At 64.7% G+C, this 20,743-nt stretch carries 18 protein-coding genes; 14 read left to right on the top strand and 4 right to left on the bottom strand.

All coding sequences use genetic code 11. The features are described 5' to 3' along the window. Positions 1-94 precede the first annotated feature (94 nt). From BN3270_RS00840 to BN3270_RS00830, 3 genes are all read left to right on the top strand, one after another. Entirely contained in the window at positions 95-1,570 is a 1,476-nt protein-coding gene (locus tag BN3270_RS00840) for an alanine/glycine:cation symporter family protein (RefSeq protein ID WP_058985243.1), read from the top strand. Positions 1,571-1,773: 203 nt separating this feature from the next. Continuing rightward, positions 1,774-2,538, top strand: coding sequence for a type I 3-dehydroquinate dehydratase (aroD, locus tag BN3270_RS00835; protein WP_058985242.1), 765 nt, complete (start codon positions 1,774-1,776; stop codon positions 2,536-2,538). Between the two features lie 59 nt (positions 2,539-2,597). After that, a complete protein-coding gene (locus BN3270_RS00830; protein WP_058985239.1) occupies positions 2,598-3,473 on the top strand; it encodes a shikimate dehydrogenase family protein in 876 nt (291 codons plus the stop codon). Positions 3,474-3,669: 196 nt separating this feature from the next. Here the strand turns inward: BN3270_RS00830 and BN3270_RS00825 are convergent, their stop codons facing one another. Next, positions 3,670-5,166 carry an FAD-dependent oxidoreductase gene (locus tag BN3270_RS00825; protein WP_058985236.1) on the bottom strand — a complete coding sequence of 499 codons (1,497 nt, stop codon included), beginning with the start codon at positions 5,164-5,166 and terminating at the stop codon, positions 3,670-3,672. Between the two features lie 164 nt (positions 5,167-5,330). Between BN3270_RS00825 and BN3270_RS09560 the strand changes: the two genes are divergently transcribed. After that, the gene (locus BN3270_RS09560) at positions 5,331-5,492 is read left to right on the top strand and encodes a hypothetical protein (protein ID WP_271711857.1); all 162 of its coding nucleotides are present in this window, start codon (positions 5,331-5,333) and stop codon (positions 5,490-5,492) included. A gap of 769 nt (positions 5,493-6,261) precedes the next feature. Further along, complete coding sequence (locus BN3270_RS00820; RefSeq protein ID WP_058985234.1) at positions 6,262-7,974, top strand: helix-turn-helix transcriptional regulator; 1,713 nt, start codon at positions 6,262-6,264, stop codon at positions 7,972-7,974. A 106-nt stretch (positions 7,975-8,080) separates the two neighbouring features. Here BN3270_RS00820 and BN3270_RS00815 read toward each other — a convergent pair whose 3' ends face one another. Continuing rightward, a complete protein-coding gene (locus BN3270_RS00815) occupies positions 8,081-9,391 on the bottom strand; it encodes a cytidylate kinase family protein (RefSeq protein ID WP_058985231.1) in 1,311 nt (436 codons plus the stop codon). A 338-nt stretch (positions 9,392-9,729) separates the two neighbouring features. On the opposite strand from BN3270_RS00815, the gene rpsB reads away from it, so the two are divergent. The 4 genes from rpsB to BN3270_RS00795 all read left to right on the top strand — a co-directional run bounded on the left by rpsB (position 9,730) and on the right by BN3270_RS00795 (position 14,405). After that, positions 9,730-10,506, top strand: coding sequence for a 30S ribosomal protein S2 (gene rpsB, locus BN3270_RS00810; RefSeq protein ID WP_058985229.1), 777 nt, complete (start codon positions 9,730-9,732; stop codon positions 10,504-10,506). An 83-nt stretch (positions 10,507-10,589) separates the two neighbouring features. After that, positions 10,590-11,456, top strand: a complete 867-nt coding sequence (gene tsf / locus BN3270_RS00805; protein ID WP_058985227.1) for a translation elongation factor Ts — start codon at positions 10,590-10,592, stop codon at positions 11,454-11,456. 180 nt (positions 11,457-11,636) lie between these two features. Next, entirely contained in the window at positions 11,637-12,914 is a 1,278-nt protein-coding gene (gene murA, locus BN3270_RS00800) for a UDP-N-acetylglucosamine 1-carboxyvinyltransferase (RefSeq protein ID WP_058985225.1), read from the top strand. Between the two features lie 9 nt (positions 12,915-12,923). Then, on the top strand, positions 12,924-14,405 hold the full coding sequence (locus BN3270_RS00795; protein ID WP_058985222.1) for an LCP family protein: 1,482 nt from the start codon (positions 12,924-12,926) through the stop codon (positions 14,403-14,405). A 206-nt stretch (positions 14,406-14,611) separates the two neighbouring features. Here the strand turns inward: BN3270_RS00795 and BN3270_RS00790 are convergent, their stop codons facing one another. Then, positions 14,612-14,839: a NifU family protein gene (locus tag BN3270_RS00790; protein WP_058985221.1), complete on the bottom strand. Its 228-nt coding sequence runs from the start codon at positions 14,837-14,839 to the stop codon at positions 14,612-14,614. Positions 14,840-15,286: 447 nt separating this feature from the next. Then, a complete protein-coding gene (locus BN3270_RS00785) occupies positions 15,287-16,513 on the bottom strand; it encodes an MFS transporter (RefSeq protein WP_058985220.1) in 1,227 nt (408 codons plus the stop codon). Between the two features lie 174 nt (positions 16,514-16,687). On the opposite strand from BN3270_RS00785, the gene BN3270_RS00780 reads away from it, so the two are divergent. From BN3270_RS00780 to BN3270_RS00760, 5 genes are all read left to right on the top strand, one after another. Continuing rightward, complete coding sequence (locus tag BN3270_RS00780) at positions 16,688-17,629, top strand: zinc dependent phospholipase C family protein (protein ID WP_058985219.1); 942 nt, start codon at positions 16,688-16,690, stop codon at positions 17,627-17,629. Between the two features lie 78 nt (positions 17,630-17,707). Then, the gene (locus BN3270_RS00775; RefSeq protein ID WP_058985218.1) at positions 17,708-17,941 is read left to right on the top strand and encodes a hypothetical protein; all 234 of its coding nucleotides are present in this window, start codon (positions 17,708-17,710) and stop codon (positions 17,939-17,941) included. A 28-nt stretch (positions 17,942-17,969) separates the two neighbouring features. Further along, on the top strand, positions 17,970-18,899 hold the full coding sequence (gene lgt / locus BN3270_RS00770; RefSeq protein WP_082673236.1) for a prolipoprotein diacylglyceryl transferase: 930 nt from the start codon (positions 17,970-17,972) through the stop codon (positions 18,897-18,899). Between the two features lie 125 nt (positions 18,900-19,024). Continuing rightward, positions 19,025-19,405, top strand: a complete 381-nt coding sequence (locus BN3270_RS00765; RefSeq protein ID WP_058985217.1) for a desulfoferrodoxin family protein — start codon at positions 19,025-19,027, stop codon at positions 19,403-19,405. 199 nt (positions 19,406-19,604) lie between these two features. Continuing rightward, entirely contained in the window at positions 19,605-20,501 is an 897-nt protein-coding gene (locus BN3270_RS00760; protein WP_148335431.1) for an FAD-dependent oxidoreductase, read from the top strand. Positions 20,502-20,743 lie beyond the last annotated feature (242 nt).

Below are 20,743 nucleotides of genomic sequence, written 5' to 3'. Positions count from 1 at the left end.
CGACCGTTCGCAGACCACAAGCGGGTCGTTAACGGGCTGGAAACGCGTCCATGCCTAGAATGGGTCATCACATTCCCGAGCGAGAGGAGGCGCTATGGACATTGTTGAAGTCATTACCGATGTCGTAGGGCAGATAGACTCATTCGTGTGGGGCTGGGCGATGATCGCCCTCCTGTTGGGCACCCACATCTACTCCACGGTGCGCACCCATTTCATCCAGCGCAAGGTAGGCACGGCCATCAAGCTGTCCGTCTCGCGCGCCGACGGCGATGCCGAAGGTGACGTTTCGCAGTTCGGTGCGCTGACCACCGCTCTTGCCGCCACCATCGGCACCGGCAACATTGTCGGCGTGGCCACGGGCCTCTTCGCCGGCGGCCCCGGCGCGATCTTCTGGATGTGGGTCACGGGCGTCTTCGGTATGGCCACCAAATACGCCGAAACCTATATTTCGGTGAAGTACCGCGTGAAGGACCAGAACGGCGAAATGCTCGGCGGCGCCATGTACGCCCTGCAGCGCGGGTTGAAGCACAAGACGTTCGGTCGCGTTCTCGCCATCTGCTTCGCCGCCTTCGCCTTCATCGCCAGCTTCGGTATCGGCGCCTCGGTGCAGTCGAACGCGCTCGCCGGCGTTATCACCTCCTACATTCCCGACCTCGAGACGGGCACGCCCACGATGATGGCGGCCAACGCGATGATCGGCGTCTTTCTGGTCATCCTTGTGGGCATCGTGATCATCGGCGGCATCAAGTCGGTCACCCGCGTGGCCGAAAAGCTCGTGCCCGTCATGGCCATCCTCTACGCTGCGGGCTGTATCGTGATCATCGCGCTCAACTGGCAGTACGTGGGCGAAGCCCTCTCCCTGATCGTCACCTGCGCCTTCACCGGCCAGGCTGCCTTTGGCGGCGCGGTGGGCAGCGGCATCGCGCTCGCCCTGCAATACGGCTTCAAACGCGGTCTGTTCTCCAACGAATCCGGCTTGGGTTCCGCCCCGCTCGTGGCCGCCAACGCTACCACCAAGAACCCGGCCCGCCAGGCGCTCGTGTCGATGACCGGCACCTTCTGGGATACCGTGATCATCTGCGCGATCACCGGCGTCATGCTCGTGTCGACGATGCTTTCCGACCCGTCGATCCAGGCCGGCATCCTCTCCGGCGACATCACGGCGGCCGCTCAGCTTACCACCAGGGCCTTCGCCTCGATTCCCGTGCTCGGCCCGCTCGTGTTGGCCGTGGGCATGGTGCTCTTCACCTATTCGACCATGCTCGGTTGGTCGACCTACGGCAACCGAGCGGTCATGTACCTGTTCGGCAAGAAGGGCATCCGCCCCTACCAGATCGTCTTTCTGATTTTCGTCTTCTGGGGCTGCATCGGGGGTGGCGAGCTCGTGTGGAACGTCTCCGACATCACCAACGCCCTCATGGCGGTGCCCAACTGCATCGCGGTTATCGCGCTGGGCGGTGTGGTCGCGGGCGGCACCAAGCACTATGTCTACGACAAGAACCTCGATGAGCTAGACGAAACGCCGATTCCCCAGCTCCAACCGGGCCAATACCATAAGATCGAAGGGTAGTGAATCGGCGGGCGCTCTCGTCAAGGGCAAACCTATAGAAATCGCTGGTACGGCGGCGTGGGAACCATTTCGTTCTCCGCCGCCTTTTTCGTGCCGACCGCGCGCACCTTTGCGGGGGCGGCAAAGTGGCTACAATGAAGGCATCGCGGTCGGCCACTCGCACGGCGCGAGGCACGCGCAGTGCGTTCGAAAGGGTGATGCTCATGGCATCTCTTACCATCAAGGGCACGGAAATCGGAGCGGGCGTCCCTAAGACGATCGTCTCGCTTATGGGCACGGACGCGGCCGCCGTGCTGCCCCAGATCGAGGCGGGCAAAGTCGCCGGTGTCGATTGCTTCGAATGGCGCGCCGACTTCTGCCGCGCCCTGCGCGATCCCGCGACGATGGCGGCCGAATCGCACGTGGTCGCCGACCAGTTGCCCGATCATCCGCTGTTGTTCACCTTTCGCTCGACGTCGCAGGGCGGCCAGTGCACGCTTCCCGTGGCCGACTACGTGGCGCTCAACCGCGCCGTTATCGAAGCCGGGGCCATCGACCTGGTCGACGTAGAGACCTGGATCGGCGACGAAGCGGTGCGCGAGCTCGTCGCCTGCGCCCATGCCCACGGCGTTGCCGCGGTCGTTTCCTATCACAACTTCAAAGGTACCCCTTCGGTCGATTGGATGGTGGCCTTGCTCACCCATATGCGCGACCTGGGCGCCGACATCCCCAAGATCGCCGTGATGGCCACCTGCCCGCGCGACGCCCTCGCCCTGCTCGCCGCCACCGACGAAGCGGCTCGCGTCCACGATGCGGGCCCGCTGCTCACGATGGCCATGGGCCGCGACGGGTCAATCACGCGCTTGGCGGGCGAGCAGTTCGGCAGCGCGCTCACCTTCTGCGCTTTGAAAGACGCTTCGGCGCCCGGCCAGGTGGCCGTGCCCCAGGCCAAGCGCATCATGGCCGACTTGCACAAGGTGCTTTCGTAAGCGGCTTCGTTTTTTCGTGTTCCCGACCCGGGGAGGGTCTGTTCAAAAAAGGAGAACCCATGGGAGAATCGCAACGCATCAGCGGACACACGCACTTGATCAGCCTTCTGGGCAACCCGACGCACCATTCGCTGTCGCCGGCCACCCACAACCTTTCGTTTGAAAACGCGGGTATCGACACCGTCTACCTCACGTTCGACGTGCAGAAGGAAGACCTGCCCGGCATCATCGGCGCCATGAAGGCCATGGACACCTGGGACGGCTCGAACGTCACGATGCCCTGCAAACAGGCGATCGTCCCCCTGCTCGACGAGCTCGACGACGCGGCTGCCCTGATCGGCGCCGTTAACGTGGTCGATTGCAAGGACGGCAAGACCAAGGGCTACAACACCGATGGCATGGGCTTCATGCAGAACCTGCGCAAGCACGGCGTGGCCGACAAGGGCGCCAAGGTGACGCTCGTTGGGTGCGGCGGCGCCGGTTCGGCCGTGCTCACCCAGGGCGCCCTCGACGGCTTCGCGTCGATCGACGTATTCGAAATGAAGGGCGGCGCCAACTGGGAGCGCACCCGCGACCTGGCCGCCCGCGTGGCAGAAAAGACCGGCTGCACTATCAACGTGCACGACAGCGCTGACAAGGACGCGCTGAAAGACTGCATCGCCGCGTCCGACATCCTCATCAACTCGACGCCGGTGGGCATGGGCGAGGGTTCGACCGCAACCCCCGTGCCGGCCGATTTCATCAAGGAGGGCATGGTGGTAGCCGACACCATCTACTTCCCGCGCGAGACCCAGCTCATCAACGACGCCAAAGCCAAGGGATGCACGACGGTTCCGGGCCTGGGCATGATGATCGAGCAGGCGGCCGCCGGCGAGAAGATCTGGTACGGTATCGATATGGACAACGAGCTCATCGAACGCGAGCTCTACGCTTAGGCCCGCGAAGAGGTCGAGATGCTCGAAGGGGCCGGTCGCTGTGCGCGATCGGCCCCTTTTGCTGAAAGCTGCTGGGCGCCGCGGACCCGCAAGGCGGTCTGCGGCGCCCGCGCACGCGGAAGGCCCTCGCTCGCATGCTGCAGATGCGCGAGCGAGGGCCTTGCCGTGCGGGCGCCGAAGCGCCCAGGGAGGGGTTCTATGCCAGAGCCGCAGCTGCCGCGTTGGCGCCTGCGAAACGGCCTGACGTGTACGACCAGTTGAGGCCGCACCCGCCTGCGGGGTAGTCGTCGTAGATGAAGGTGCCGCAGCACACTTCGCCGGCGGAATAGAAGCGCGGAATCGCCTTGCCGTCGTTGTCGAGCACCTGGAAATCGGTATTCACATGGTAGCCGCCGAAGCTGCCGTGCGTGCACACGCCCATTTGGATGACGTAGAAGGGCGCCTGGGTGAGAGGAATGAGATTGTCGGCCTTCTTCTTGAACTGGGTATCGACGCCGGCTGCCGCCATGGCGTTGTAGGCGGCAAGCGTGGCCGCGGCTGCGTCGCCGTTCACGCCCATTGCCGTGCAGGCGTCTTCGACCGTGTCGGCCTTGGCGGCAAAGCCCTGACTGATGCCGCGGGTGAGGCTGGCCTTCAGCTTGTCGGGCAGGGCGTCGACCTGGGACTGGTCGTAGATCGCGAAGAACTTCTGGTCGGGGAAATGGGCGACCTGGTAGTAGATTTCGTGGGTCTGGCCGCCTTCGTTGTTGAAACGCTGGCCGTTCGAATCAACCCAGAGCACCTTGGCGCTGATGAGCTTTGACTGGCCGGCGTCGATCGGGCAGGCCAGGATACCGTTGGTGCCACCGTGGCCCACGTACGCGGCGCCCTTGTCGAGGCCCATGCGCAGGCCCTCGCCGGTAAGACCCATGCCCACTTCGGTGTAGACGCCGGAATAGTCGGGCATGTACTGGTCGATCATGTCGGGGTTGCGGCAGAAGCCGCCGCTGGCCATGATGGTCTGCTTGGCGTTGTACTGCACGAGCGTGCCCTGCGCGTCTTTGGCGATGACGCCGGCTACTTCGTCGCCGTTCATCACGAGCTCCTGAGCGCCCATGTTGAAGTGGAACGTCACGCCTTTCTCATGGGCGAACTTGGTTACGGCGTTCAGCGCGTCGAAGGCGCTCGTGGCGCAGTTGTGGCCGCGCGGCACGGTGTCCTTGCCCTTGATGGAGACTTTGTCCTTGAAAGGCACGCCGAGCTCGCCGGTGAGCCAGTCGATGGTTTCGCCGAAGTGCTCGGCGCAGAACTTCTGCATGTCGTAATCGAGCTTGTCGCCGTTGCGGCTCAGGAAATAGGCGAGCAGGCTTTCGGGCGAATCGTCGATGCCGGCAGCCTTCTGCAGCTGGGTGCCGGCTCCGTAGAAGGTGCCCAGGGCGAGCGAGCTCGAGCCCGCCAGGTAAGGCATCTTTTCGATGAGGACGGTGTTGGCGCCTGCTTCGGCAGCCTTGCCGGCGGCCGTGACGCCCGCTCCGCCGCCGCCGACGACGAGCACGTCGCAATCGACGGTCTTAGACACCTTGTCGTTGCTGTTGCGCGCGGCGTTGTCTTTCGGCGCGCATCCCATGGCGGCGCCGGCGAAGAGCGCGAGCGCACCGCCGCCGATCAGCTCGGTGAATTGCCTGCGGGTGAATCCTTTGTGTTGTGCGGTCATGTTGTCCCTCCCTTTCGGCCCGAACGGTGGGCGCTCGGGCGTGAATGTGGCTTCACTCTAGCCTGTGGGGCGGGTGAGGAGGGGCCTGACCGGGGCGTCTCACCCGATTTCGGCCTGCATCCCCTGTCTCGTATACACAGCTGTATGTGTATAAGAGACAGGTCATGTACCTGTTCGGCAAGAAGGGCATCCGCCCCTACCAGATCGTCTTTCTGATTTTTGCGATGCGAAGGGCCGCGTGGAGGGGAAGCGTGTTGATTCTGGTGGTCGCCGGATCCTTGAAAATTCGCCTATCGACGCGTCGGCCAGATCTTCAAAGTGCCTGATTTCGGGACCATGATCATGCAGGTATCGCCCTTCTTCATCGGCTGGGCGGCCCCCCAGGTGTGGCTTTCGGCCCAGAGGTGTATAGGAGACAGGCTTGCGCCCCTGGCGCGGGCTGCCTTCCCTGCGGTTGCGCGGCGAAACGAAAACGGCGTCCCTATGGCATGCCGATCAAGTTTTCGAGCCCTTTCTCGAAAAAGCGAGAATAATAATCAACGTAACCGAAAATAACGTCCAATAACATGCCGTTCCGCCGCGTTTCGGAGGCGCTTTGGTTCGAAAACTTGATCGGGAAGCCACGGGCGGGCGCCGAGCGTTCCGCGCGCGGGCCCTTCCCGCCGAAACCCGAACGCCCCCCTACGCTCGGGGCGGGGAAATGACGCGAATGTCCCTAATTCGCGGGTCGGGAGGGCGCCGCGGGGGCCGGCGACGGCTTCCAGGGCTTGTTAATGGACGGATGTTGAGAATCTGTGCACGTACTCCGCGACCGCTCGGCGTGCGCGCGCCGGCATACCGCGAAATAGGCGCTTTTACGTCAAAACTCGCCCGCTTCCGTGCCGGCGAGCCCGCCCGGCGGCGAAGCGCGTGCGCTTCGCCGGAGCCCCTGGTGCCGGGCCGTTCTACCTGCGCGGCGAGGTGCTTTGCTGGCGCCCCTGCCGCGTGCGCGGCGGGGGGCGGTCCGCTTCGCTCGCGCCTCTTGCCCAGGCCGCGTCTGGGCCGGGCGCTCGCTTGCGTATAATAGGCCCGATGCGTCAGTGGGGGAGGTGCACGGTGCTCAGGGACAATCGCACAGAGTCGGCGCTCGAGCGCGCCTTCGGCGGCGCTGCCTTCGCCTGCTTCCTGGGCCTTGCGGCCACCCGCGTGTGGTTGCAGTGCAATCTCTTCGGGCTCTACGTACAGAGCGACCTGGGCTTCGATACGATAGTCAACCAGCTCTCCTACGGGTTCACCTTCCTGGTGGGTGCCCTTTGCGCTTTCGTCAAACGCCCGAGCCCCCAGACCGAGCGCGTCATCGCCTTCGCCGCTGTCGTTCTTATGACCCTCTGTGCGGCCGCTGGTTTCATGATGCCTCCGGGCGTGGCGGGCCGGCTGCCCCTCGATGCGGCCGCGGGCATCGCCGGCGCCTTGGGCGGCGCCATGTGGACGGTGGCCTACGTGCGCATCGACACGCGGCTGGCGGTTCCCTACGGGTTCGCCTCGCTTTCCTTGGGCTCGGTCGCAGGCTGGGCGCTTTCCTTCGGGCCGCACGAAGTCGGAGCGCTCGTGAGCGTTGCGATGCCGGCTCTCGCCTTCCTCTGCTGGCAGCGCGCTGTTGCCGTCCCTGCCGACGTCGCCCACTGCACTCCCTGCTACGATCGCGAACCTGCGACTACCTATATATATGTGTTCGGCGGCCTCGTGGTGTTCAGCTTCGCGCTCGGCATCTCGCGCGGATTTCCGGCCGGTCAGCCCGTCGTCATGGACGCCCTTTTGCGCACCCTGCACCAGTGGGGCGTCGTGGCGGTGTCGCTTGCCCTTATCTGGTGGTCGGCCTTCAAACGCCGCCAAGTCAGCTTTTCCCTGCTTTGGCGCATAGAAATCTGCCTCGTCGCGGTGGGCGTGGTCATTCTTACGATGTTCCCCGGCGACCTCGACGAGCTGGCGGTAGCGGTGATCAACATCGCCGACACGCTCATGCTGGGCGTCCTGTGGGTGACGGCCCAAGATGCCTCGCGCCATTCGAGCTACCATCCCTTCGCCGTGTTCGGGTTCGCCTGGGCCGCCCGCGTGCTGGCGCGCGACGCGGGCCGGTTCGTGATCGGCATCGTAGGCACTTCCTCGCAGACAACCAACACCGCGATCGGCGTGTTGGTCCTGCTCATTTCGCTGAGCGTGGCCCTGCTCCTTTCGAACGGCATTCCCCGCACGCGCGCTTTCTTTAGCGACGATAGGCTTGGCGTTGCGGAAGGAACTTCGCAAGCTGGGAAACCGCCCTCGCCGGCACGCATCGCAGAGGGCGCGCCGACATCTGAACGGCGGCAAGCGGAAGCAGGGGGCTCGCCTGTCGAAGGGCCCGCTTCTGCAATGAACGCTCCCGCGGAGGCTTCCGCATCCCAAAGGCCGCTCGAAAAAGGCGAAGCGCCGCAGGCAGAAGAGCTCGCCGCCGCTCCCGTCCTTGCATCGGCAGATCATGCGGAAGGGAAGTCTTCGCCCCGCGTGCAAAGCGAGCCCGCTCCCGCAGCGGCGCCTGTCGCATCGGCCGCCGCCGCACCCCGCACCCCGCGCGAGCGCCTCGTCGCCTGGATGGCCGACGAGCGCAATCTTACCCAGCGGGAAATCGAGGTGGCCCTCCTCATCGCCACGGGGCGCAGCAAGGCCGTCATCGCCAAAAAGCTCTTCGTGTCGGAAAACACCGTGCGCACCCATGCCAAGAACGCCTATGCCAAGCTCGGCGTGCATTCCAAGCAGCAGCTCATGGACGTGCTCGAATCCCATATGGCCTAGCCGCAGGGGCGCGGTTGCAGAGCTGGGTCCGCAACCGCGCCCCTGCACCCCCGGCTTGCGTGCGCTGCGGAAGATCGGCATCTGTGGCCATCGCAGCCGCCCCCCCCTACGCGCGCGCCGCTTCCGCAAGCGTTGCGAGAATCTCTCCGGTGCGCTCGATTCCATAGCGTGAGCTGTTGACCGTGATGTCGTAGTTGCGGCTGTCGTCCCAGGCGGTTCCCGTGCAGAAGCGGCAATGCTCGGCCCGCTCGCGGTTCACCTTTTCGATCATGGCCCGTGCCGCCTCGCGCGGAATCCCGTCGCGCGCGATTACGTGGGCCACCTCGTCGTCGATGGCGCCGCGTACGAAGATGCTCAGCGTGTTGGCTTCGTCGTGCAGAATCCAGTTGGCCAAGCGACCCACGATCACGCAATCGCCTTCGGCGGCGATTTCGCGGATCACGCGCTCTTGGGCGTGGAAGAGACGCTCGGCTTCCGGAAGGTCCTCTTCGGGCACTGCTTCGCCGCCGGCGTAGGCGCGGTAGAAGGCCTCGAGGGCGCTTCCCGTGCGGAGGCGCTCTTCGTAAGCGGCCACTTCGTCGCCCGAAAAGCCCTTGGCGGTCATACGGGCGATGATCTCGCCGTCGTAGAAGGGCACGCCGAGTCGCTCGGCGATGGCTTGCCCGATCTCGCGCCCACCGCTGCCGTATTCGCGCGCAATCGTTACGACAAAGGTGCCTGCGGGCACAGCGGCTTCGGCGGCATTGCGCGCTTCGGCCTCAGTACGGTTGCCGGGGAGCAGGGCGTATTCGAAGGCCTTGAGGTGCTTGTTGTAGAACCCCACCACGAGCCCCGTGCACACGGCGCTCACCACGGTGCCTTCGCGCACGGTTACGAGCTGGCCGAACAGAAGGACGTTCAGCAGGACGGCCGTGGCCGTCATCGTGCAGTCGCTCATCACGCGGGCCGTGCCGAATTCGCGGTGGAGCACGCCGGAAAGGGCGCGCGTGAACCCGTCGCCGGCCATCACGCCCACATGGCTGATAAGCGTGAGGTAGGCGCCGAAGGCGAGCACGCAGACGCCTACGATCAGGGTGACCAAGCGCAGGGCGTAGGACTGGGGCGCCCAGGCGGCAAGGGTGAGCATGGCCAAGTCGACGAAGGTGCCGAAGAAAAGGCAGAGCACGAACTGCTGGATCAGGTCGAACCAGTTGCGCTCGCGCACCATGAAGATTTGGGCCACGACGAGGGCTGCGTTGAAGAGGGCGACCCAGGTGCCGTAGGAGAGCTGGGAGAGCGGGACCGAAAGCGTGTAGGGGATGACCGAAATGGCCGAGGTGCCCAGGTTCGATTTGGTGAGCAGGGCCACGCCGAGTGAGATGCAGTAGATGCCGGCGAACATGACGAGGTAGCGTTTCGCGCGTTGACCAAGGCTCACGCGGGGCCTCCTTTCCGAAGAGATATATAGTTGTGCGGGAATGCTCCCACCCTACACGAGATGGACGCGGTATGCGGGCGGGCGCGGGGCGCTGTGAAGGAAACTCTACGGTTGCGGCGGCGCGGCCCTCGGTTGAATGAGGGCCGCCGCCCCGCTCGGCCGGCTCGCGCGGCTTTGTGCAGCGCGTTCATAATCGCTTGCGGGTGGTCGCACGCGCTGCTAGAATGACCAAGTTTCTTATTACACATGCGCGCTGGACTCGCGTCTGCCAGTGGCCCCGCGGGGTTGCGGACTCGAGGGCGAAGGCGTGCAGAGGATTAACGAATGGAGCTGTAACCATGGAAAAGGTCTCTATCCAGACCCTGCTCGACGCTGGTGCGCACTTCGGCCACCAGACCCGCCGCTGGAACCCGAAGATGAAGCCCTATATCTTCGGCCATCGCGGTGACATCTACATCATCGACCTCAAGAAGACCCTCGTCGGTCTCGATCAGGCCTACACCTTCGTCCGCAACCTGGCTGCCAACGGCGGCACGGTTCTCTTCGTGGGCACCAAAAAGCAGGCCCAGGAAGCCGTTGCCGAAGCTGCCAACAGCTGCGGCATGCCCTACGTGAACGCCCGCTGGCTCGGCGGTATGCTCACCAACTTCGTGACCATCCGCTCCCGCGTGCAGCGCATGGAAGAGCTCGAGGCCATGGACACCGACGGCCGCATGGAAAAGCTCCCCAAGAAGGAGCAGATTCTGCTGCACAAGGAGCTCACCAAGCTGCAGACCAACCTCAACGGCATCCGCAACATGAAGAAGCTCCCCGACGCAATCTTCGTCATCGACACCAACCGTGAGATCATCTCGATTCACGAGGCCCATCGCCTGCACATCCCCGTCGTGGGCACGATCGACACCAACTGCGATCCGGACGACGTCGATTTCGGCATCCCTGCCAACGATGACGCCATCCGCTCGGTGAAGCTCTTCGCCAACTTCATCGCCGCCGCCGTCATCGACGGACTCGGTGCCCCGGTGACCGCTGAGGAAATGGCCGCCGAAGGCGAAGCTGCCCCTGCCGCCGAAGCTGCTCCCGCAGCTGAAGCTGCCGCTCCGGCTGCCGAATAGGCGCCAGCCCACCGTATTTTGGAATGAAGCGGCACCGCAAGCGCGATGCCGCTTTTTCACTACCGACCAACGAAAGGACCCTCATGGCTCAGATTACCGCCGCAATGGTCAAGCAGCTCCGCGAGATGACCGGTGCGGGCATGATGGAATGCAAGAAGGCTCTGACCGAAGCTGACGGCGATATGGACGGTGCCGTCGACGTTCTGCGCAAGCGCGGTCTCGCCGCCGCCGCCAAGAAGGCCGGCCGTGCCACCAACGAAGGCCGCGTGGGCGCCGTTGTCAAGGGCGACGTCGCTGCCGTGTGCCAGGTGAAGTGCGAAACCGACTTCGTGGCCCTTACCGACAAGTTCGAAGGCTACGTGAACTCCTTCACCGAAGCCGTCGTCGAAAACGACCCGGCCGACGTCGAGGCCCTGCTCGCCTCCGAGTTCAACGGCTCTTCCGTGCAGGATCAGCTCACCGAAGCCATCCATGTGATTGGCGAGAACATGCAGATCGGCAAGTTCCAGCGCCTTTCCATCGAAGGCACCGGCGCCATCGTTCCCTACATCCACATGAACGGCAAGATCGGCGTGCTCGCCGCCTTCACCTTCGGCAAGCCCGAAACCGCGACTGACGAGCGTTTCCTGGCCATGGGCAAGGACGTCGCCATGCAGATTGCCGCCATTCCGCCCGTTGCCCTCGACGAGACCAAGGTCCCGGCCGACGTTATCGAGCATGAAATGGGCATCTACAAGGCCCAGGCTGCCGAATCCGGCAAGCCCGAAGCCATCCAGACCAAGATCGCCGAAGGCCGCATGAAGAAGTTCTTCAAGGAGAACTGCCTTGTTGACCAGGCCTTCGTGAAGAATGGCGACGTCACCGTGGCCGAATACATCAAGAGCGTTGCCAAGGAAATCGGCGACGACATCAAGATCGTCGACTACGCCCGCATCGCCCTGGGCGACTAATTCGTTCTCTGGCGCGCGTCCTCGGGCGCGCGCACCCCAAGCGGCCCACCATTCTGCTTTTCTTTGCAAGAGCAGGAAGCGGTGGGCCGCTTTGCGTATAATCGTCTGCGATACGCAGATGCGCCCGCACGTTGCGCGGGCAATGGTCCCACAAACGCACGAAAATCCAAGGAGCGGCCCATGTCAGAAGAAGTTATCATCGCTCGTCAGACCCCCAATCTCACCGGAACGGTCAAGGCGTCGGGGGCCAAGAATTCGGCGTTGAAACTGCTCGCCGCTGCCATTCTGGGCCACGGGCCGAGCGTGATTCGCAACGTGCCCCTTATCTCCGACATCACGGTGATGAGCAAGGTCATCGAGCGCCTGGGCGGCACGGTGACCCGCGACGGCCATGTGCTGACGGTCGACACTACCAACGTTGACAAGTGGGAAACCCCCTACGAGCTCGTGAGCAAGATGCGCGCGAGCATTTCGGTCCTCGGCCCCTTGATCGGCCGCTTCGGTCGCGCCCACGTGGCCATGCCCGGCGGTTGCCAAATCGGCGCGCGCAAGATCGACATGCACCTGGTGGGCCTCGAGCAGCTCGGCGTGGAATTCCAGATCGACCACGGCTTCCTGATCGCGACCACCCCCAACGGCTTGCACGGCGGCGACGTCATCCTCGAATTCCCCAGCGTGGGCGCCACCGAAAACACGATGATGGCGGCCGTGACGGCCAAAGGGTCCACGACGATCGAAAACGCCGCATGCGAACCCGAAATCCACGACTTGGCCCTCATGCTCAACGAGATGGGCGCCCAGATTGAAGGCGCGGGCACGTCGGTGGTCCACGTGCACGGCGTTTCGCTCGACGATCTGAAGCCCTGCGACCACACCACGGTGGGCGACCGCATCGAGGCGGGGACCTTCCTGGCGGGCGGCGCCCTCCTCGGCGGGCCGCTCACGGTGACGGGCGTGAATCCCGCCCACCTGCGCATGGCCATTCTCAAGCTGCGCGCTATGGGCGCCGACGTCGAGACCGGTAACGATTGGGTGAGCGTCGAGCGCACGCGCCCCCTTCGCGCCGTCGACATCCAGACCCTGCCTCATCCCGGCTTCCCGACCGACCTCCAGGCCCAGTTCATGCTCCTTTGCGCCCTGGCCGAAGGCAATTCCGTCATCACCGAAAACGTGTTCGAGAACCGCTTCATGTTCGCCGCCGAACTGTCGCGCATGGGCGCCGACATCACGATCGACGACCATCATGCGGTGGTGCGCGGCGTCGACAAGCTGTCGGGCGCGCCGGTGGTGTCCACCGACCTGCGTGCGGGCGGCGCCCTGGTGCTGGCGGGTCTTGCCGCCGAAGGCGAGACCATCGTGCGCAAGATCAACCATATCGACCGCGGCTACGAAGACTACGTGGGCAAGCTTGCGAGCATCGGCGCCCGGGTCGAGCGTACCGTGGTAGATGCGATCTAACAGGTGGTCATGAAGCGCAACGACAAGCGGGCTTCCGAAGAGCTTTCCCGCCAACTGAACGAATCGCAGCTCGGTACGCACATCGTGCGCAATTCCGAACGCGCTTCGAACACCCATGTGAATTTCGGCAACCAGCGGCGCCAGAGCAAGGCGAATCGCGGCGTGGTGACCCATGTCACGCCTCAGACGCGCTCGCGTGAATCGCAGGCCAACTACGCGCGCCGCCGCCGCACGCCCGACTACGTGGTCGCCGATATCCGCAAGCGCCGCCGCCGTCGTCGCGTCCTCACCGTTGGGGTCGTCCTCATCGCCGTGCTCGTGGTATGGCTCGTGTCTTCGTTCGTCTTCTCGTCGTCGGTCGACAACAAGGTCAAGATCAACGATGCTGCGGTGACGAGCGCGCTTTCGGCGCCCTCGTCGTCGACCGACCCCTATTACGTGCTCGTTTCCGGCGAGAGCACGGAAGAGGGCAAGCGCTCCCAGGGTCCGCGGATGCTCGTCTTGGTGCGCGTCGATCCTCAAAACAGGCAGGTCACCTACATCACCGTGCCGTGGAACACCGAAGTCACCCTTTCCGACGGCGCCAATCACCCGCTTTCTCAGGCTCAGGTGGAAGGCGGTGACGCCGAGCTTATCAGCACGGTGGCCGACCTTACCGGGGTATCGATTGCCCATTTCGTGAAGTTCCAGAATACGTCGCTTGCTTCCTTCGTCGACGCGATCGGCGGCGTAAGCGTCAACCTGCCCGAATCGGTGGATGACCCTAACGCCGGCACAATCTACCTCGATGCGGGCGAGCAGACGCTCGACGGTGCGCAGGCGGCCACGGCGGCAATGGCATCGAACTACAGCGACCCGCTGACGGTTCAAGCGCAGGTGCAATCCCAAATCCTTCAGAGCCTTGTGTCGAGTATCGAAGACAAGGGCGGGCTGTCGGGTATCGCCACCTTCGATTCGATTGCGGGCGATTTCCAGACCGATCTTTCCTACGGCGACGTGAACAACCTTCTTGCTCCGTTTGCGGGCGACGACGGTGTCGACGTGCGCACGGCGGCTCTGCCCGGGTCCTATACCGACAGCGATGGCGTACGGGTCTTCTCGACGTCGAAGTCGGGGATTCAGCAGGTCATGTCGCTTATCGACCAGGGGCAGGACCCCGCACAGGCCCAGCAGGAACTTATCGACAGCGTCGATGCGAGCGGTTACACGGTTACGGTGAAGAACGGCGGCGGCGTGACGGGCGCGGCAGCGGCGGCGGCCCAGCTGCTTTCCGCAAAGGGCTTTCAGATTCCGGCAACGCCCGATAACACCCAGCAGCAGGTCTATACCGAAACGCTCGTCGTGTACAAGAATTCCGACACCAAACAGGCGGCGGAAGCGGCGGTCCAGGCGATGGGGCAGGGCCGCGCCACGGGTGCGAGCGCCTACTATTCCTTCAACACCGACTTGCTCGTCATCGTAGGCAAGGACTGGGTGAGCAAGACGTCCTAGTGGGACGAAGGGGATTGCCTCGCGTTTTGGCTTCCGCAAGAAGCGCCCGCTTTCGAGGGGAGACGGGCGTCCCAGGATGTGCCACTCCCCGGGGTGTAGCGCATCCTGGGGCGCGTCCGTCTTGGGGTGTAAACGGTTGAATGCATAAAAAACGGCGCTCGCTCCCGATGGAAGCGAGCGCCGTTTTGTCGTGTGATGTGGGATGGTTACGCCGGAACGACGTGCGTCACGCCGGGGATGCGGTCCTTCAGGATGCGCTCGATGCCGTTTGCCAGCGTCATCGACGAGAGCGGGCAGCCGTTGCAAGCGCCCGTGAGCTGAACGACGACTTCGCCGTCTTCCTTGACGTCGACGAGCGTGACGTCGCCGCCGTCGGCCTGCAGGCTGGGACGGATGAGTTCGAGCACGGCGGCTACATCTTCTTTGTTGACCATGGTGACTCCTTCTTTCGTGAATTGTCACGCGCATCATACCATAAGAAGGGCGGGACGCCGGGGCGGGCGGGCGCGGGGGTGCCGGCTCGCGCTAACCCCGCGTCGAAGCGCGCTTTGGGGCGCTTCGTGCGGGTCGGGGCGGGCGTCACCTCATGCCCCGGCCGCACGACCGACAGGTCTGACTAGGCGCGCCCCTACACCTGTCTCTTCTACACATCTAGCTGTGTATCAGAGACAGGGCCGACGTCGAGGCCCTGCTCGCCTCCGCGTTCAACGCTCTTCCGTGCCACATCTGCAGATCGCCGTGTCGGGACAGACTGTCACTCGCGGTGGTCGCCGTAGCCATGGCCGGCTATATGCTCAGGCGCTGTCTCTTATACACATCTAGAGGTGTATAAGAGACAGCGGCGGGGCGAGGCGCTGCTCTGCCGCCTCCGCCGCGAGTCGCTAGCCTTCCGTTGGGCGGTCGGGGACCGTGCGCAGCAGGAAGAAGCCCACGACGAACAAGATAGCGATCGACAGGACGCCGATGCTCCCATTGCCCGTGGCTTGCGTGAGCGCACTGACCAAAAACGTTCCCATGACGGCGGCGTACTTTCCGAAGATATCGAAGAACCCGAAGTACTCGTTGGCGTGGTCGCTGGGCACGAGCTTGCCGAACTCCGACCGCGATAACGCTTGGATACCGCCCTGGAACAAGCCCACCATAATCGCGAGCATCCAGAACTCGGCTGCGCTGCGCAGGAAGAAGGCGGCGAACGCCACGATGCAGGTGTAGCCCACCACGCCCACGAGCAGCATCTGCTTGGTGCCGAACCGTCGGCCCAGCTTGCCGTAGGCGATGGCGGCGGGGAAAGCCACGAACTGGGTCGCGAGCAGGGCCAATACCAGTTGCGTCCCGTCGATGCCCAGGTCGGTGCCGTAGCTGGTCGACAGTTTGATGATGGTGTGGACGCCGTCGATGTAGAAGAAGTAGGCGAGCATGAAGGAGCGAAGGGGCGGCGACTGCCATAGACGCTTGCAGGTGACGGCAAGCCCGGCGAGCGAATCGCGCACGATGCGTGCGGGCCTCGGCTTGCTGTGCACCTGTCGGGCGTTGCGCAGGACGGGAATCGTGAAGGCAAACCACCAGGCGGCCGTTATTGCGAACACCGTTTGCATAGCGGTCTGCATCGACAGCCCAATCGCGTCGTGCCCGAGCGCGATGCCCAGGCAGGCGATGAAGGGGACGCAGCTGCCCACGTAGCCCCAGGCGTAGCCGGCGCTCGATACTTCGTCGAAGCGGTCGGGCGTGGTCACGTCGACGAGGAAGGCGTCGTAGAACACGGTGGAGGCGTTGAGCAGGACGGCCGCGATCACGTAGACGATCAAAAAGGCGGTCGCGTCGGTGGGCAGGCCCAAGGCGCAGGCTGCGCAGGCGCCCGTTCCCGCGCAGCCTGCGAGGAACTTCTTCTTCATGCCCGGCATGTCAGCCAGGCTGCCCAGAAAGGGCATGAGCAAGGCGACGATCAGAGCGGCCACCGTTTCGGCGTAGCCCCAGGCGACCATCACGCTGCCGGTGGCGATCGACGAGAAGTAGACGGGGATGAGCGCCGTGGAAAGCAGCACGAACGCCGAATTGCCCACATCGTAGAGAATCCAGCTTCGCTCGGCCGTGGTCGTCTTCCGCGCCATACTCGCTCCTCGTCGCATCGCGCGCCCTCTGCGCGCACACCCAACACCCTAGCGAACGAGCGTCGCGCCTGGATCCGCGCGGGGCAAAAAGAGGGCAAAACTTCGGTATCCGCGCTCCCGTTTTTGCCGATGGCGCGTTACGCTTGACGAGGATACGCAAGGAGAGGGGTCGCCATGCCTGCAATCATCACCCACCATCTGTTCGCCCGGGAAGCCTACGCCGCCCACCGCGATGCGATCGGAGAGCATCCTGCCTGCGAGCGGGCCTTCTGCCTGGGGAGCCAGGGTCCCGACCCCTATTTCTACTTGGCCCTGCGTCCCGGCACTCCAGCCGATATCAAGCGCTTGGGGTCAATCCTGCACCAGGACCGCACGGCCGATCTGATCGCTGCCCTGCGCGCGGGGGCCGAAGGCGTTGAGGGCATGGAAGGCCGCATCCTGCGCGCCTGGTTGAGGGGCTTCCTTGCCCACTACGCGCTCGATTCCACGGCTCACCCCTTCATCTACGCGACCGAATTCGCCCTCTGCGATGCCGGAGTGCCGGGCCTTACCCGCTCGTCGGGTAGCGAAGTACACGGGGAAATCGAACACGACCTCGACGAGGCGGTTCTCTTCTCGAAGCTCGGCTGCACGATCGTCGATTACCGGCCCGACCGCGAAGCGCTCGCCTGCGAAGACGAGACCTTGGCTTCGGTGGGCCGTCTAATGGCTTGGGCTATCCGCCAGGTCTACGGCATCGACACGTCCAACGAGCTCTACGCCCGCGCCGTGCGCATGTTCCGCCTGACTGCTCGCGTCCTGTGGGACCCTGCGGGCGCTCGCGTCGGTTTGATCGCCGCGCTCGAGCATGCTACGGGCGAAACGTATTCGGTTGCCCAATCCCACGCCCACCGGGTGCGCGCGAGCGCGCACAGCGCCTTCGACAACGCAGCGCGCGCACCTTGGCGCAACCCCTGGACGGGCACGGTGTCCACGGCGTCGTTTGCCAACCTCTACAACCGGGCGCAAGAGGCCTTGCCCGGCCTGTGGAGCGCCGTGTGCGCGCCGGGGTTCGACCGGTCCGTTGCCGCCGCGCTTGCCCCGCTCGACTTCGACGGTAAGATCGCCGCTCGCTAGGCGCACCCAGTCCAGCCGTCTGCTACAATCTGAGCCGATAACCGCAACCGAAACGCAACGGAAGAAGGTCGGTTCGCTATGGCTATCGTGACGTGCCCCGCGTGCGGGTCGACCGATTTCGAACTCGCCGCTTTCGATTCGATGATGGTGCTCGGCCGCGATTTGGCCCTGTTCACGCTCACGTGCCCCCTGTGCGGAGCGCAGGTGTCGAGCGTGTGCGCGATTCCCGCCGCCCTGCGCCCCGACGTAGAAGTGGCAGCCCGCGAACTGGGCGCCGGCATGGGCGGCAAGCGGACGTCCGATTCCGAATAACCGCGCCCGTCGGGCGCAGAAGGACCCTATGCTCAACGAAATCTACCATTCCCTCGACCCGGTGGCCTTCACCCTGGGCCCCCTCACCGTGCGCTGGTACGGCATCGCCTACATCCTCGGCTTCATCTTCGCCGCTATCGTCATCGTGGGCGTCTCCAAGCGCTGGAAGATTCGCGTGACCGATGACGACCTCATGACCATCTTGCTCTGTGTGATCGTCGGCGTGATCGTCGGCGCCCGCCTGGGCTACTGCCTCTTCTACGGCGACGGCTACTACCTGGCCCATCCCGCCGACATCCTTGCCCTGCAACAGGGCGGCATGAGCTTTCACGGCGGCTTGGTCGGCGCCCTCCTGTCGGGCCTGGTGGCGGCTCGCATTACGGGCATTCCCTACGGGACTCTGGCCGACATGGGCTGCATCGCCGCCCCAATCGGCCTCTTCTTCGGCCGCTGCGCCAATTTCATCAACGGCGAGCTGTGGGGTGCGGTGACCGACGCGCCCTGGGGCGTGGTCTTCGGTGGGGCGGCGGGCACGATGCCCCGCCAGCCTTCCCAACTCTTCGAAGCCCTGCTCGAGGGCGTCGTCATCTTCGTCGTGCTCTTTACCCTGTCGCGGAAGTACCCGCCTCGCCCGCGCGGCACCTTCTTGGGCATCTTCCTCGTGATGTACGGGGCTTTCCGCTTTCTCATCGAGTTCGTGCGCCAGCCCGATGTGCAGCTCGGCTACCTCTTCGGCACCGATTGGGTCACGATGGGCCAGGTGCTTTCGGTGCCGCTTATCGTGGTGGGTGCCTGCGTGCTTGCGTGGATGGCAAAAACCAAGCTCCCGCAGACGGGCAGCCCCCTGCCGCCGGATGAGTCAACGGGGTCACACCTCTCTGACTCACGCGCGCGCGAGGGCGGGTCGGCCGATGGCGCCGATGACGGCGATGGCGCCGGCCCTTCCGCAAAGAAGTAGCCCGCCTTCGCCGCGCCTGCGCACGGGTTCGAAAATTTTTTCGCGCACGCCGACTTGCCGGTCGCGCGCCGTCCCCAAAATGCTACAGTGTTCCTAGCATTAGCCATCCGGTAAAAGGAGGACCCATGGCTCTGGAATTCTACAAGTGCGCGCATTGCGGCAACATCGCGGTAAAGCCCTTCGACAGCGGCGTGCCCCTGGTCTGCTGCGGCGAGAAGATGGCCCTGCTCGAGCCCAACACGGTCGATGCGGCCACCGAAAAGCACGTCCCGGTCGTCACCGTGGACGGCGCGACGGTGAAGGTTGCTGTCGGCGAGGTCGAGCATCCCATGGCCGAGGACCACTACATCACCTTCATCGTTCTGGAAACCGAAAAGGGCTACCAGACGGCTCCGCTCGCTCCGGGCCAGAAGCCCGAAGCCACCTTCGCGGTTGCCGAAGGCGACAAGCCAGTTGCCGCCTACGAGTACTGCAACAAGCACGGTCTGTGGAAGGCCGAAATCTAGCGCACGGCGCAGTGCATGCCGTATGCGGGCCGTCCCTCGGGGCGGCCCGCTTTCGTGCGGGGCCGGTATCTTGCCGGGGCGAGGGCGAAGCTGCGGTAGGCGCGCATTCCGAGCGGGGACGCCGCAGTGCGCCCGTGGGCTTTCTGCGTGCGCGCCCGCCCCGCCCGTCGGCGTGCGCGCACGGGGGTATAGTGGGGCCATGACCAAGGGACACGCAACATCCAACCGCTGTGACGTCGTCGTGATCGGCGCCGGCGCCTCGGGCCTGGCCTGCGCAATCGCGGCTGCCCGCGCCGACAGGCAGGTGGTCGTGCTCGAAGCGGGCCGTGAACCGGGCCGCACGATACGCGTGACGGGCGACGGCCGTTGCAACATCGCCAACGCCCGTACCGATGCGTCTGTCTACCGCAACGCCGCTTTCGTGGCCCGGGCCTTCGAGGCTTGCCCGCCTGGCCAATCGCTCGATTTCCTTCGCAGCACGGGCATCGTCATGCGCGAGGAAGGCCAGGGCCGGCTCTATCCCCAGGCCAATAAGGCCGCCTCGGTCGTCGACGCCCTGCTCTGGGCCGCCCGCCGCGCCGGAGTCCGTTTCCTGTGCGACCATCGTGCGGTGCGCCTTACGCCTCAGCAGAACGCCTGGCGGGTGGAATGTGCCCACGGTCCGGCTCTTGTGGCCCGGGCGGTCGCGATCTGCGTGGGTGGTGGCCTGCCTTCGGGCCTCGTGCCCTCCCGCGTGCCCACGGTGCCGGCTTCTCCCGTGCTTGGTCCTCTGGCTTGCGCCAAGGCTCCGCGCCAATGGGATAAGCTGCGGGCCAAATGCGCCCTGTCTTGCGGAAGCTTTCGCGAAGAAGGAGAGGTCACCTTCCGCGCCTACGGGGTGAGCGGCATCGCGGCCTTCAACCTATCGCGGATCGCGCGCCCGGGCGACGAGCTCGCGATCGACTTCCTGCCCAGCCTCGCCCCTGCCGACACGGCCGCCTTCCTCGCCGCTCGCCTGGAAGCCCTCGCCCCCTGCACCTGGGAAGAATTCTGTTGCGGCATGCTCCTGCCGCTCATCGGCCGCGAGCTTGTCGCCCGCTCTCTTATACACCTCTAGCTGTGTATAAGAGACAGCCATCACGCTGCCGGTGGCGATCGCCCAGAAGTACACGGGGATGAGCGCCGTGGAAAGCAGCACGACCGCCGAATTGCCCACATCGTAGAGAATCCAGCTTCGCTCGGCCGTGGTCGTCTTCCGCGCCATACTCGCTCCTCGTCGCATCGCGCGCCCCCCTCTCGCCCCCACCACCCCCCACCACACAACCCTAGCGCCTGGCCCCCCCGCGAGCCAAACGCAGG

The sequence above is a fragment of the Hugonella massiliensis genome, assembly GCA_001486445.1.
Taxonomy (GTDB): Bacteria; Actinomycetota; Coriobacteriia; order Coriobacteriales; family Eggerthellaceae; genus Hugonella; species Hugonella massiliensis.
The sequence above is the reverse complement of the archived record's forward strand: the minus strand, read 5'-3'. Positions and strand labels throughout refer to the sequence as shown.